Genomic DNA, 12456 nt, shown 5'->3' with positions numbered 1-12456 from the left:
AAACCACTCCTTGATTATTGATTATTTTGTATTTTTCAGAGTCCAGCGGAACGGTGCGATCCTTCTTGCGCGGGTATTGTCAATATTCCAGTTGTTAAACGTTGAAGCAGGATCAAAATATCTGTAATCCGTTTTAGCCTTTGATTTATTGAAGCTTATTCCGACACCGGGATTTCTCTGGATTACCGCTCCTATACGGTGATGATCGCGCTCGTAATCAAGAATCTCTTTAGCGGTTATCATTCTTGAATCGCTTACATTGTAAATTCCCTCATATCTTCCCTCGGGGATATTGATGATCCCGTTGATAAAATCGATAAGGTTGAATACGCAGCAGAAAGAAAAGCCGTATTCTCCGTCCTTATATATGTAAGCAACATCGTCCTTGTAATCGTATACCCTGTCGCGAAGATTCTGAGTATATTCTGCCGTATAGACCGGAGCAACTCTTGCAATAACTGGAACGGTATCAGATTTTTTAAACGATTTCATCATATACTTTTCGGAGGTGAGCTTGAGATCAACGTAATTAGAGCTTCCCTTTTCAGGATTTGTTTCGCGGATGGGTTCTCTTCCCTTCTGAGTACCGTAAACCTGCGTAGTGCTGAGAAGCAGGAAATTCTTGACCATATGCTTGTCGGCAAGCTCATAAATAAATTTGTCGCAGAGCTTGCTTTTTTTGATTTCGGCGTCGGTAACATAAGGATCAATATCGTTGTCGACCGAATTTGCCAGATGAACAACAGAGTCGATCTTGTTGCTTGCTATAATTCCCTCTATAGCGTCCTTGTCGGTTATATCGCACTGAACAAAGGTATAATTTGCATCGGTGCCGATATAATCGTTCTTACGGCTGTCTACGCCGAAAACTCTATGTTTTTTCTGCAGCAGATTAGATGTCAGATACATTCCTATCATGCCGCTTGCGCCTGTAATTAGAACTGATGCCATTACAAGTCACTCCTTCCCCAAGAAACAGCATATTATATACATACATTATAACACATATTTTAAATATTGCAAATGGTTTTAGCTGTTTTATAAAAAAGTTTTATTTTATTGATAATTTTGCTTGCTTAAATTTGTGAATTGTGATAAAATTATAATAGCAAAAAGCAACTAATTCCGGTTTATAATTAATTAGATAGATGTATTAATCAAAAGGAGAAATAAAAATTGAGCTATTCGGATCTATTGTTTTTTCTTGGACTGCTGCCGCTGTCCGTTCTTTTTTCTTTTCTTGACAGAAGCGCTGAATATAAAAATTTTATACTTATAATAATCTCGGTCATTTTCTTTGCGTGGGCAAAGCCGATCATAGTCTGCCTGCTTTTTTTGACGGTTATTGCCGAATATCTTATAGGCATAGGAATAGAAAAAAGCAAATCAGCAGGAAAGGCAGGCGCAAGGGCGCTGCTTTTTGCCGATCTGATAATGAATGCAGGTATATTCTTTGTTTTTGCACACAACTATCTTTTTGACAAGGTTGAAATATTAAGCTTTTCCGAGGCAGTTATTCCTTTGGGCGTAGCTTATTATACAGTAAGAGGCTTTTCATACTGCTACGACGTTTATACTGATAAAATAAAGGCGGAGAGAAATATATTCTGCCTGCTTACATATATGGTTTCATATCATTTTATGATAGTCGGGCCGATAGTGAGGTACGGCGATATAGAGCCATATATAAGAAAAAGAACGGCCGGAGGAAGAGAAATAAACGAGGGCCTTAAAATATTTATCCCCGGTCTTGCAAAGGTATTGCTGCTTGCTCCGGTATTTTCGGGAATAAAGCTTGCAGGACTTAACGGAGAAGAGATCACGCTGCTGGGCTGCTGGCTGGGAATGATCTCATTTTTCGCCGAGGCTTATTTTATATTTACAGGAATGTCGGATATGGCGAGAGGTCTTGGAAAAATGAACGGCTTCAATTATCCCGAAAACTATAGGGAACTTGGAGTAAAAGGTCTTTTTACGGGTCTGCTGGAAAGCTTCAATACTACGCTCGTTAAATTTTTTGAAGAGGTTTCTGAAAGGGCGGGCAGAGGAAAAAAGCTGCTTACTGCGGTATGTACGGTACTCTGCTTTGCGGCGGTCATGATCTGGTACGAGGCAAGGCTGAATTTTCTTATAGTCGGAATAGCGGCGGGGATAATTGCTGTACTAGAGAAATACGCATACGGCAGAAAGCTTGAAAGGCTTCCGTCGGCAGTTAAGTTTATATACGTTTTTATTCTCAGTATGATATTATTCGGCGGTCTTTATTTTTCAAGTATGTACGGTTACAGGAAATGGCTTCTGGCGCTTGTCGGAACAGGAACGGAATATGAGCTGAGCGTTGCAGTAAAAAACGCGGTTTTAAACAATATTGTACTGATCGTTATTGCTTTTATAAGCGTTTGCCCTGTAATAAGAAAGCCTTTGCTTTCAGCGGCAGAAAGATATGGGGAAAGGTCGGCAAGAGCATACGGACAGGTTATGATATGCAAAACTGCGGCAAGGGCAATGGTTCTGCTTTTATGCGTTATTACTGCGGCGGCAAAGCTAGCGGTCTAGTCAGAGAGGTTTTAGCTAATGGATAATAAAATAAATCAGTTAAATTTAAACGCTGAAGAAGAAGCCGAATTTATTTTACCGGACGAATGTGAGGAAAGCCAAAAGGCTTTGGAGGAGATAAACAGGGAAAATCTCAAGTCTCAGTATGAGTTTATAAATCTTATAACTCTTGCGTTTATAATGCTCTGCGCCGCTTCGGTATTTATTATTTTTACAAGCAGCAAGAAATTCGGAGATGAGGGGAATAAGTTTTCGGTACAAAGGCTTGTTTCGGGTGAATATACGGCTGAAATACAAAGCAGATATGAAAGTACGGTTCCGTTTCCGGAGCAGATAAAATGGCTGGAAGAGAGGATCTCGCTTTTTTATGGGTTTGGAAATAAGGTTTCTGATCCTATGGGAGGAACTTCTCAGGAAACTGACGAAAAGCCGAACAGCTTTGATGAGCCGGAGGAAAATCGCCACGAAGAAAAGACAGTAACTACAGCGGCTTCAGCGGAAAAGAAAACTGAAACGGAAAAGCCAAAGGAAACAGCTCCGGCTTATAATACTACATATAAAAGGACTACTTCGGAAACGACTACAACGACATCTGAAACTACTTCGGCAACGACAACTAATAATAACGCTCCGCAGGTAAATACGACGGTAACCGTACCGCCGGTAACTACAGCAAAACCTACGGAAACGACTACAAAGACTACAACTGTGAAAACGACGACAACAACAAAGACTACGACCGAACAGACCGAGCCGACGGAGGACAGCTCCGAAATCACGCCGGAGGGTGAATAAAATGACGCAGCGCCAATCAAATCCCTTTCGGCTGTCCGAAGATAACAAAAGGTATCAGACCTACAGCTATTATCTTAAAAAAAGATTCGGAAAGAAGGTATTCAAGGTACCGCTTAATATTGATCTTGGCTGTCCGAACAGGGACGGAACAAAGGGAACGGGAGGCTGTATATTCTGTTCGTCAAAACTGAGCGGAGATTTTGCAGGCGATCCATGCGACGATATAAGGATTCAGTATGAAAACGTAAAGAAAAAAATGAACCGCAAATGGGCAGACGGACTATGTATTCCTTATTTTCAGGCGGGGTCAAATACCTACGGAGATACTCAGCAGCTGAGAAGAATGTTTGAAACAGCGCTCGGGTTTGAAAGCTGCACAGGTCTGAGCATTGCTACGAGGGCGGATTGTATAGACGCGGAAAAGGCGGATATGCTGGCGGAGTTAGCAGATAAAACGTATCTTACCGTTGAGCTTGGCTTGCAGAGCGTTTATGATAAAACAGCTTTGATCTGCAATAGATGTCACACTTTTGAGGATTTTCTTAACGGCTTTATGCTGCTGAAAGAGCGCAGAATTAACGTATGTGTTCATATTATAAACGGTCTTCCTGAGGAAACACAGGATATGATGGTAAATACGGCGAAAGTTTGCGGAGAGCTGGGTATTCACAGCATAAAAATACATCTTCTGCATATTTTAAAGAATACAAGGCTTGCACAGATCTATGAAGCAGGCGGGATAGAACCTATGAGCAGAGAGGCGTATGTAAATACGGTATGCGATCAGCTGGAGGTCATACCGGAAAATGTAATAATACAGCGGGTGACCGGCGACGGAGCAAAGGACGATCTTATAGCACCGCTGTGGAGTTTGAAAAAATTCTGTGTAATGAACGAGATAGACAAGGAGCTTTTAAGAAGAAACAGCTATCAGGGCTGCCGCTTATAAAAACAGCCTGAAATAATTTAGTTTTACGGAGGCAGAAAAATGAAAAGATCAATGACTTTAAGCTATGAGGTCGGAAACGGACTTTATCTGAATATAACAAATAAATGTCCTTGCAACTGTACCTTTTGTATAAGAAACAACGGCGACGGGGCATACGGTTCCGATCCGCTGTGGCTTGAGCATCAGCCGACTGCGGAGGAAATAATCGAGGATCTGAAAAAAAGAAAGCTTGACAGCTATGATGAAATAGTATTCTGCGGGTACGGAGAACCTACCTGTGAACTTGAAATATTAAAGACAGTTTCCGGCTATATCCGATCGGTAACAAAAACTCCTGTAAGGATAAATACCAACGGCTTGTCAGACCTTATAAACAAGAGAAATACAGCTCCGGAATTTAAGGGGATCGCTGATACGGTATCTATCAGCCTTAACGCTTCAACAAAAGAGGAATACGATAAGGTAACAAGACCGTCTTTCAGGGGTTCAGACTGCTTTGCCGAGATGCTTGACTTTGCCGCAAGGGTCAAAGATTATGTTCCGAATGTAATGCTTACCGTAGTAGATATAATCGGAGAAGAGGAAATAAGAAGGTCAAGGGAGATAGCTGAAGGTATAGGAATCCAGCTAAGGGTAAGGGAATATATACCCGACTGAAAATAAAGCAGAAAAAATGATTTTACCTGCGCTTATCGGATAAAATCATAACGTAAAATATTGAAAGGAGGGCATATTCCCTATCGGGAGTATGGTCTGAGTATGACAGAAAAGCCATGGCGGAAGAATCTTATAAAAATTGAACCCTATACGGCGGGGGAACAGCCTGACTCTGAGGATATAATAAAATTAAATGCCAATGAAAATCCGTACCCTCCGTCGCCTATGGTACAAAGGGCGATACATGAATTTGACGCAGAGAGGTTAAAGCTGTATCCCAGTATGGACGCTTCAGAGCTGAGAGAAGCCGCGGCGGAATATTACGGTTTAAAAAAGGAAAACGTTTTTGCCGGAAACGGCTCGGACGACGTGCTTGCTGCTGCGTTCAGAGCGTTTTTCAATTCTGATGTTCCAATTGCTTTTCCTGACATTACCTATTCATTCTATCCTGTCTGGTGCAGTCTTTTTAATATACCTTACAAAACCTATGCAGTCAATAATGACTTTGAGATAAATATTGAGGACTATTATGCCCCAAACGGAGGAGTAGTTATTCCGAATCCCAATGCTCCTACGACTCTTGACCTCGGAAGAGATAAGATCATCACTTTACTGGAGCATAATAGGGACTGTATCGTAATAATTGATGAGGCGTACATTGATTTCGGAGGAATATCTTCCGCCGAACTGATAAAGAAATATGACAATTTGGTGGTAACTCAGACTTTCTCAAAATCAAGGTCGCTGGCAGGTATGAGAATTGCCGCCGCTTTTGCCGATCCTGAGCTTATCTCTTATATGGAAGCTGTAAAGGATTCATACAATTCATATCCGGTCGACAGTGTTGCTTCTGCGGCAGCGGCGGCAGCGCTGAAAGACAGAGATTACTATAAGAAAACAACGGCTGAAATTATCAGAACAAGAGATAATTTTATCGCTGTACTGCGCAGTATGGGCTTCAGGGTACTTGACAGCAGAGCAAATTTCGTTTTCTGTACTCACCCGAAGTTTAAGGCTAAGGATATATTTGAATATGCGAAGTCAAAAAAAATATACATACGGTATTTCAATAAGCCGAGAATCGATAATTTTCTAAGGATAACTATCGGTACGGACGATCAGATGAAGAAGCTTGAAAAAGTTTTGGAAGAGTTTATTTCTGGATGAGAACATCAGGCTGTCAGAAAAATTCGATCTGACAGCCTTTTTTTTCTGCATAGTATGCAATATAGGAATCACGGCTGTTTTCGGCGCAGATAAGATTAGAGCTTCTGTCTATCATATATCTATCGGCTTTTTGGTAGGAATCACTGCCGCAGTGAAAGTCGATCTGAAAAACAGAATCAGCTTTTTCGTGTATGCTGTAATAACGCTCGCGCCATTTTTCAGGCCACTTTACAGCTTGTTCTTCATACGGAATAACAAGCTTAAGAGCAATTAAAAAGTTTTCCTTGAGCGAGGTCAGGATCTCCGCAGAATAGATCGGCACGCCCATTTCACAGTTGGTATAAAAGGTTTTGATCCCCTTTTTGTAACAATCAAGAATTTTTTCAAATAAAATAAGCTTGCAGTTATTTTCTTCGTCTTTTGTCATTATTGAATTAAAATCGCCCGCGATAGTACAGGCTTTGTTCATTTGAGAATTCATGCTTGATCTCCTTTATAATAAAATTATTACTTATTATATCATAAATATTTAATATACGCAACTGCGTATATTAAAAGTGGAAAACTTTGTTACAATATCCGTAGAGGTGTTGTAAATGAAGGTTAAAAATATGGTAGTTAAAAGGATCATGGATCTGTGCCGGGAAAGAAGTATAACTCTAAACGAATTAGCTAATCGTTCAGGTCTTACTCCCTCGACGGTTTATTCGATAACGGACGAAGCAAGGAAAAATATATCTGTCGTTACCGTTAAAACGATTTGTGACGGTCTTGAAATTACGCTTGGAGAATTTTTCAGCACGGAAGAGTTTGATAATCTGCCGCAGGAGATTGAATAAAGTTCTGATAATATTATTTTATCTGAATTACAGATAAAAGTCAATATCTTAACCGCAGATATGCCATAATATTTGTGGGTGATAAAATATGTATGAGCATATAAAAGGTCTTCGGCAGGACAGGGATCTAAAACAGAAGGAAGTTGCTGAATATCTTAACGTTTCGCAGAATACTTATTCTCAGTATGAAAACGGGATCATTTCTCTGACCGCAGAGATACTTGTGAAGCTTGCGCGTTTTTACGGAACAAGCGTAGATTATCTTCTCGGCGAAACCAATATCAAAGAACCGTATCCTAAAGGACAGCAGGAAAAGCCGGTAAAACAGAATATCCCGTGAAAAATTGATCAAAGTACAAAAAAGCGTACTGCAAAACGGAGCTTTTGCACAGAAGTCCAGACAAACGGACAGTTTGTCCTGTATAATATAATTACTGAATTAATTATACAGGAGGAAATAAAAATGCTGGAGGTAATTGCGCTTGTTTCACTGGTAGTCATAGGCATAAACGGTATATGTGAATTTTTAGGGCTTCTCGGAGACAGCGGAGATAAAAAGAAAAGGGATATTTATACTGAAAAGACCTATTACAGGTAACAGCAGTACGGTTGAAATAACCGCCGTTATATGCTATACTTAATAATATTGCATAATAAGCTATGAAACGGAGGTAAATGTCCGAAGCTTTTCGGGCGTACATATGGAAACAGCGATCTTAATTATACTTATCAGCTGTGCGGTAATGCTGATAATTCTTATTATCAAGCAGAAAGGCGGCAATAACGGAGAGGAATTGTTGTCCCGCCTTGAAAAATTGCAAGGAGAGCTTTCGGCGGAGCAGAGCCGGCTCAGGCAGGAGCTTTCCAACAATGTGTCAAATTCTATGGGAACAATGGGCGGTATGCTTTCGGAAAATCAGAAAAGCTTTGCTGAGAGTCAGGAAAAAAGGCTTCTGGAAATGGACAGGCATATAGTAGAAAAGCAGCAGGAAATGACTGCTTCGGTTCAGGCTCAGCTAAGGATTTTTGAGGAGCGTCTTAAAACCCTTGAAACTACGAACCAGCAGAAGCTGGAGGATATGAGAAGCACTATATCAAAGCAGCTTACGTCGATACAGGAGGATAATGCAAAGCAGCTTGACAAGATAAGAGGCACGGTTGACGAAAAGCTTCAGGAGTCGCTTGAAAAGAAAATGAACGAATCCTTTAAGCTTGTAAGCGAGCGGCTGGAGCAGGTATACAAGGGACTGGGAGAAATGCAGACTCTTGCTTCGGGAGTCGGCGATCTGAAAAAGGTGCTTTCAAACGTAAAGACAAGAGGTATTCTCGGGGAAATACAGCTGGGCGCTATATTGCAGGAGATCCTTACGCCGGAGCAGTATGAAACGGAAGTCCCTACCGTTCCCAACAGCAGGGAGCGGGTCGAATTTGCAGTCAGGCTTCCCGCCTCCGACGGGGGAGAGCATATCTACCTGCCTATTGACAGTAAATTTCCGGGAGATACTTACGCTGCTTTGCAGGACGCATATGAAAGCGGCAGCGCAGACGCTGTAAAATCGGCGTATAAGAATCTTGAGGGAATAATCAAGAAGTGTGCCAAGGATATTCATGATAAGTATATATGCCCGCCGTATACCACAAGTTTTGCGGTAATGTTCCTACCATTTGAAGGACTGTATGCCGAGGTGGTAAATCACGGACTTGTGGAGGTTTTACAGCGTGACTACAGCGTTAATATAGCCGGGCCGTCTACAATGGCAGCTATGCTCAATTCCCTCCAGATGGGATTTAAAACCTTGCAGATACAAAAGCGCAGCAGCGAGGTATGGCAGGTTCTGGGGGCGGTAAAAACCGAATTCGGTAAGTTTGAGGAGGTGCTTTCCTCCGCCAGAAACCGTATCCGTCAGCTGGACGACGATCTTGATAAGCTTGTCGGCGTAAGGACAAGGGGCATTAACCGTAAGTTGAGGGAAATAGAACAGCTAGATTCAGAAGAAGCGGAAAAGCTGCTGTCGGTAAGCGGCGAATAGCTGCTTTATAGAAATTAAATACATAAAATAAAACAGGCGAACACATACCTCTGTCGTAACCGCAGTAAAGGTATGCGTTCGCCTGATTAAGTTAGTAAGGTCAGGATTTAAGAGGTTTTTCCGTCGTTATAGGCTTCGTTTTCAACAGTATAGGCGGGATTTGAAAATGGATACAGCTGTTTGAATTCGTTAAAATCACCCTCTGAATGATTTGAGCCCTGAGGTATCAGCCCTGTACAGTCGTTAGCGGAGCAGGAGGGATTATAGCCTTCAAACGGCACTGTTCTACCGTCCGGAGAATTTTTATCGTACTGTTCGGCGCAGGTTCGCAGCTCTTTAAAGGCTTCGGCGTTTTTTTCAAGCAGGCTGCTCTGCATCTGCGGTGAAAGAGATTCAAAGAAGCGGCGGCTTGAAGCGTCGTTTTCAAGCAGATCCCTTAGGGAAGAATTTTTTTCAGACATAATTATTGCAATGCTCCCTGACGAGAGCATTCCTCCTTTCAGACCAGTTTATATTTACAGTTTATATTATTTGTCCTTACGGAAGAAATAAACATGGGATTTTCAGGGCATACGAATATGAAATTTTAAGAAAACAGAAGATAAAATAAGAAAACAAGAGCATATATGAGATAAATTAAATCGTATATTGCTTTTTGACTTAAAAAGTCATAAGACCAAACTTGCGGTTCAAATGAACCTGTGCTATAATCATAGTATCGTAAGACACGAAGAAAAGAACTTGAAAGAATGTGAATTACGAAAAATAAAAAAGATCTGAAAAGCATGGGGTGCGACGGAAATTTAAATGCTTTTAGGATCAATGGGGAGAACTGCCTGCGGCTGTACAGCCGTACGGAAAACAATGCAGTCAGATTCAGAAAAAGTAAGCTGTATAGTCGGGTACGGCAGCAGGACCCAAAAAACAAAACGGATAAGATCAGACAATTCAGGCAAAATGCAAAACGCAGAAAGGAACGGTGAAAAAATATGCTGGACAAATTGCCGGGAACGGCGCTGGATTTTGACGCAAAGGCGGAGGAGGACGCTTTTTCACTTATCGAGCCGATTTTATCGGCAACCGGAGGACTGACCCTTTCACAGCTTTCGACTTTGACGGGTCTTGAAGGTTCGACGATACAGAATTGGATAAAGCGTGGCTGGGTAACTCCGGCGGTAGGGAAAAAATATACCGAACGTCAGATAGTACGAATACTTCTTATCAATATTCTAAGAGGAACGATGAAGCTTGAAAATATTGCGGGTCTAATGGCTTATATCAACGGAAGGGTTGACGATATGTCCGACGATATACTTCATGATACCGAGCTTTACAATCTGATGTGCAGACTGCTTTGCATTATGTCAAAGAAAAATCTTCACAGCCGTGACGAGATAGCTGAAGAAACAGATAAAAATCTATCTCCCGAATATATCGGCGAACAGAGAAAAAGGCTCAATGAGGTACTTCTTATACTAATTATGGGATACAGGGCTTCGTATTATAAGCGTCAGGCGGAGAGGGAGTTTGAAAAGCTGAATATTATTTAGGTCAGCAAAAAATATGGGGAAGAAGTCAGGCATAAAGAAAAACACACATATACAGCGTTATGATCAGGCTGTATAAAATCACATTAAAACGGAGGAAATAATATGCTTAATTCAAAAGTTGTGGACATCGGACCTAAAAAGAAAACTGGAAAGCTGATAGGTATAATCGTATGTGCTGTTGTTATTCTTATACTTGTTATATCATCGGTAGCTATAGTTCCGGCAGGTGCGACAGGCGTTATTGTTACATTCGGAAAGGTATCTGAGGGAACCTATTCGGAGGGCTTTCATCTAAAAGTGCCATTTGCTCAGGAGCTTGTAGTCGTATCAAATAAGATACAGGTATATGAGGCGGACGCAAGCGCAGTATCAAAGGATCTTCAGACGGTAAGCTCAAAGATCGCAGTAAATTTCAGGGTACGCAATGATTCATCGGCGATGATCTATAAGAACATAGGCGCAGATTATCAGTCTGTTATACTTATGCCTGCCGTTCAGGAATCTATGAAGGCAGTAAGCGCAAAATATACTGCGGAGGAGCTGATAACCGAGCGTAATCAGGTCGGAAGCGAGATCAAGGAACAGCTTGAATCGAAGGTGTCCGATTACGGTATCCAGATCGAAAAGTTCAATATTGTAAATTTTGATTTCTCTGCAGAGTTTAATAACGCAATAGAGGCAAAGCAGGTCGCAGAGCAAAATCTTATAAAAACCAAAACCGAGCAGGAGCAGCAGATCGTGATCGCAGAGGCGGAGGCAAAGAAGAAAACAATTGCCGCCGAAGCTGACGCAACTGCAATAAAAACCAGAGCCGACGCTCAGGCAGAGGCAAATAAGGTTCTTTCAGAATCTATAAACGATACGCTTATAAGGTATGAAACGATAGACAAATGGGACGGCGTACTGCCAAAGGTAGCTTCGTCTGCCAATCCTCTGGTAAGCCTGGATCTTGACGAAAAGGCCGCTGTAAAAGAGGGCGAATAACAGAGTATATCTCAGCGGAGTTTAACAGCTCCGCTGTTTTTTATATATACGGATAAGTGAATTTCGGCCTGCTAAAAATTTTATAAAATATAAATATATGAAATATGTACAAGCGGTCAATCACAAATTTGTGCAAGTTTTTTCAGGATTTTTGTATACAAACTACAAAAAGTATGTTATAATAAGCATACGGCACAAGCCGAAGATAAATTATACCGAAAGGGGACTTTGTTATGAGATCAATTATTACGATAAGCCGTGAATTTGGCAGCGGCGGACGGGAAATAGGTCAGAAGCTTGCTGACGAAATGGGTATAGGATTTTATGACAAAGAGCTTCTTGAAATGGCTTCAAAGGAAAGCGGTATCTGCGAGGAGCTGTTTGTTAAGCACGATGAAAGCTATACCAACAGCTTTTTGTATTCACTGGTTATGGGAAACTATCCCGTAACGGCAGACGGCAGGCTTAATCCTGAAATGCCGTTGAATCACAAAATATTTTTGGCTCAGTTTGAAACTATCAAAAAGCTGGCGGATAAGGGTCCCTGCGTTATTGTCGGAAGATGTGCAGATTATGTGCTTAAGGCAAACAGCAATGTTATAAATTTCTTTATTACGGGAAATATGACCCAGAAAAAGAAGCGTATCTTAGAGCGCTACGATATTGAAAAGAATAAGGTCGAGGATTTTATACGGAAGACTGATAAGCGCAGAGCAAATTATTATAATTATTATTCCGATATGAAATGGGGAGAGGCGAAGAATTATGATCTTTGCATCAACTCCTCAAAGACGGGAACTGAAGGCGCAGTAATGCTTATGAAGGAATATATAAGGATAAAAGAGGGTATGACAGAGTAAGGCTGTCAATACCGTGGATAACAGAGAATGATTTTTAATATATAAGAAAAGAGTTTATCTATAGAATTT

15 protein-coding genes are annotated in these 12456 nt (G+C 41.2%); 12 read left to right on the top strand and 3 right to left on the bottom strand.

Annotation, left to right across the window (positions count from 1 at the left end):
* Positions 1-21: 21 nt before the first annotated feature.
* The gene (locus ACYQ0H_RS00815; RefSeq protein ID WP_459810929.1) at positions 22-951 is read right to left on the bottom strand and encodes an NAD-dependent epimerase/dehydratase family protein; all 930 of its coding nucleotides are present in this window, start codon (positions 949-951) and stop codon (positions 22-24) included.
* A 225-nt stretch (positions 952-1176) separates the two neighbouring features.
* Between ACYQ0H_RS00815 and ACYQ0H_RS00810 the strand changes: the two genes are divergently transcribed.
* From ACYQ0H_RS00810 to hisC, 5 genes are all read left to right on the top strand, one after another.
* Positions 1177-2556 (top strand): MBOAT family O-acyltransferase, encoded by a 1380-nt coding sequence (locus ACYQ0H_RS00810; RefSeq protein WP_459810928.1) that lies wholly within the window; start codon positions 1177-1179, stop codon positions 2554-2556.
* A gap of 18 nt (positions 2557-2574) precedes the next feature.
* A complete protein-coding gene (locus ACYQ0H_RS00805) occupies positions 2575-3351 on the top strand; it encodes a hypothetical protein (RefSeq protein WP_459810927.1) in 777 nt (258 codons plus the stop codon).
* A gap of 1 nt (position 3352) precedes the next feature.
* Entirely contained in the window at positions 3353-4300 is a 948-nt protein-coding gene (gene mnmL, locus ACYQ0H_RS00800; RefSeq protein WP_459810926.1) for a tRNA modification radical SAM protein MnmL/YtqA, read from the top strand.
* Between the two features lie 39 nt (positions 4301-4339).
* The gene (locus tag ACYQ0H_RS00795) at positions 4340-4957 is read left to right on the top strand and encodes a TIGR04100 family radical SAM protein (protein ID WP_459810925.1); all 618 of its coding nucleotides are present in this window, start codon (positions 4340-4342) and stop codon (positions 4955-4957) included.
* 102 nt (positions 4958-5059) lie between these two features.
* Entirely contained in the window at positions 5060-6124 is a 1065-nt protein-coding gene (gene hisC, locus ACYQ0H_RS00790; RefSeq protein ID WP_459810924.1) for a histidinol-phosphate transaminase, read from the top strand.
* Between the two features lie 13 nt (positions 6125-6137).
* On the opposite strand, the gene ACYQ0H_RS00785 is transcribed toward hisC, so the two are convergent.
* On the bottom strand, positions 6138-6605 hold the full coding sequence (locus ACYQ0H_RS00785; RefSeq protein WP_459810923.1) for an SLOG family protein: 468 nt from the start codon (positions 6603-6605) through the stop codon (positions 6138-6140).
* A 115-nt stretch (positions 6606-6720) separates the two neighbouring features.
* Here ACYQ0H_RS00785 and ACYQ0H_RS00780 point away from each other — a divergent pair, with 115 nt between their 5' ends.
* The 4 genes from ACYQ0H_RS00780 to ACYQ0H_RS00765 all read left to right on the top strand — a co-directional run bounded on the left by ACYQ0H_RS00780 (position 6721) and on the right by ACYQ0H_RS00765 (position 8993).
* On the top strand, positions 6721-6963 hold the full coding sequence (locus tag ACYQ0H_RS00780; RefSeq protein WP_459810922.1) for a helix-turn-helix domain-containing protein: 243 nt from the start codon (positions 6721-6723) through the stop codon (positions 6961-6963).
* A gap of 88 nt (positions 6964-7051) precedes the next feature.
* Positions 7052-7303 carry a helix-turn-helix domain-containing protein gene (locus ACYQ0H_RS00775; RefSeq protein ID WP_459810921.1) on the top strand — a complete coding sequence of 84 codons (252 nt, stop codon included), beginning with the start codon at positions 7052-7054 and terminating at the stop codon, positions 7301-7303.
* A gap of 123 nt (positions 7304-7426) precedes the next feature.
* Positions 7427-7561, top strand: a complete 135-nt coding sequence (locus tag ACYQ0H_RS00770) for a hypothetical protein (RefSeq protein ID WP_459810920.1) — start codon at positions 7427-7429, stop codon at positions 7559-7561.
* A 103-nt stretch (positions 7562-7664) separates the two neighbouring features.
* Positions 7665-8993, top strand: coding sequence for a DNA recombination protein RmuC (locus tag ACYQ0H_RS00765; RefSeq protein ID WP_459810919.1), 1329 nt, complete (start codon positions 7665-7667; stop codon positions 8991-8993).
* 107 nt (positions 8994-9100) lie between these two features.
* Here ACYQ0H_RS00765 and ACYQ0H_RS00760 read toward each other — a convergent pair whose 3' ends face one another.
* The gene (locus ACYQ0H_RS00760) at positions 9101-9454 is read right to left on the bottom strand and encodes a hypothetical protein (RefSeq protein ID WP_459810918.1); all 354 of its coding nucleotides are present in this window, start codon (positions 9452-9454) and stop codon (positions 9101-9103) included.
* A gap of 528 nt (positions 9455-9982) precedes the next feature.
* Here ACYQ0H_RS00760 and ACYQ0H_RS00755 point away from each other — a divergent pair.
* The 3 genes from ACYQ0H_RS00755 to ACYQ0H_RS00745 all read left to right on the top strand — a co-directional run bounded on the left by ACYQ0H_RS00755 (position 9983) and on the right by ACYQ0H_RS00745 (position 12387).
* Positions 9983-10543, top strand: coding sequence for a DUF1836 domain-containing protein (locus tag ACYQ0H_RS00755; RefSeq protein WP_459810917.1), 561 nt, complete (start codon positions 9983-9985; stop codon positions 10541-10543).
* A gap of 102 nt (positions 10544-10645) precedes the next feature.
* Entirely contained in the window at positions 10646-11527 is an 882-nt protein-coding gene (locus tag ACYQ0H_RS00750) for a prohibitin family protein (protein WP_459810916.1), read from the top strand.
* A gap of 233 nt (positions 11528-11760) precedes the next feature.
* On the top strand, positions 11761-12387 hold the full coding sequence (locus ACYQ0H_RS00745) for a cytidylate kinase-like family protein (protein ID WP_459810915.1): 627 nt from the start codon (positions 11761-11763) through the stop codon (positions 12385-12387).
* Positions 12388-12456: the final 69 nt, after the last annotated feature.

The sequence above is a fragment of the Hominimerdicola intestinalis genome (assembly GCF_054655215.1).
The sequence above is the reverse complement of the archived record's forward strand: the minus strand, read 5'-3'. Positions and strand labels throughout refer to the sequence as shown.

What these genes read in the sequence shown, in the direction of transcription:
- ACYQ0H_RS00815 (WP_459810929.1), bottom strand. Translation starts at nt 951, where the DNA reads ATGGCATCAGTTCTAATTACAGGCGCAAGCGGCATGATAGGAATGTAT.
- ACYQ0H_RS00805 (WP_459810927.1), top strand. Translation starts at nt 2,575, where the DNA reads ATGGATAATAAAATAAATCAGTTAAATTTAAACGCTGAAGAAGAAGCC.
- mnmL (WP_459810926.1), top strand. Translation starts at nt 3,353, where the DNA reads ATGACGCAGCGCCAATCAAATCCCTTTCGGCTGTCCGAAGATAACAAA.
- ACYQ0H_RS00795 (WP_459810925.1), top strand. Translation starts at nt 4,340, where the DNA reads ATGAAAAGATCAATGACTTTAAGCTATGAGGTCGGAAACGGACTTTAT.
- hisC (WP_459810924.1), top strand. Translation starts at nt 5,060, where the DNA reads ATGACAGAAAAGCCATGGCGGAAGAATCTTATAAAAATTGAACCCTAT.
- ACYQ0H_RS00785 (WP_459810923.1), bottom strand. Translation starts at nt 6,605, where the DNA reads ATGAATTCTCAAATGAACAAAGCCTGTACTATCGCGGGCGATTTTAAT.
- ACYQ0H_RS00780 (WP_459810922.1), top strand. Translation starts at nt 6,721, where the DNA reads ATGAAGGTTAAAAATATGGTAGTTAAAAGGATCATGGATCTGTGCCGG.
- ACYQ0H_RS00775 (WP_459810921.1), top strand. Translation starts at nt 7,052, where the DNA reads ATGTATGAGCATATAAAAGGTCTTCGGCAGGACAGGGATCTAAAACAG.
- ACYQ0H_RS00770 (WP_459810920.1), top strand. Translation starts at nt 7,427, where the DNA reads ATGCTGGAGGTAATTGCGCTTGTTTCACTGGTAGTCATAGGCATAAAC.
- ACYQ0H_RS00765 (WP_459810919.1), top strand. Translation starts at nt 7,665, where the DNA reads ATGGAAACAGCGATCTTAATTATACTTATCAGCTGTGCGGTAATGCTG.
- ACYQ0H_RS00760 (WP_459810918.1), bottom strand. Translation starts at nt 9,454, where the DNA reads ATGTCTGAAAAAAATTCTTCCCTAAGGGATCTGCTTGAAAACGACGCT.
- ACYQ0H_RS00755 (WP_459810917.1), top strand. Translation starts at nt 9,983, where the DNA reads ATGCTGGACAAATTGCCGGGAACGGCGCTGGATTTTGACGCAAAGGCG.
- ACYQ0H_RS00750 (WP_459810916.1), top strand. Translation starts at nt 10,646, where the DNA reads ATGCTTAATTCAAAAGTTGTGGACATCGGACCTAAAAAGAAAACTGGA.
- ACYQ0H_RS00745 (WP_459810915.1), top strand. Translation starts at nt 11,761, where the DNA reads ATGAGATCAATTATTACGATAAGCCGTGAATTTGGCAGCGGCGGACGG.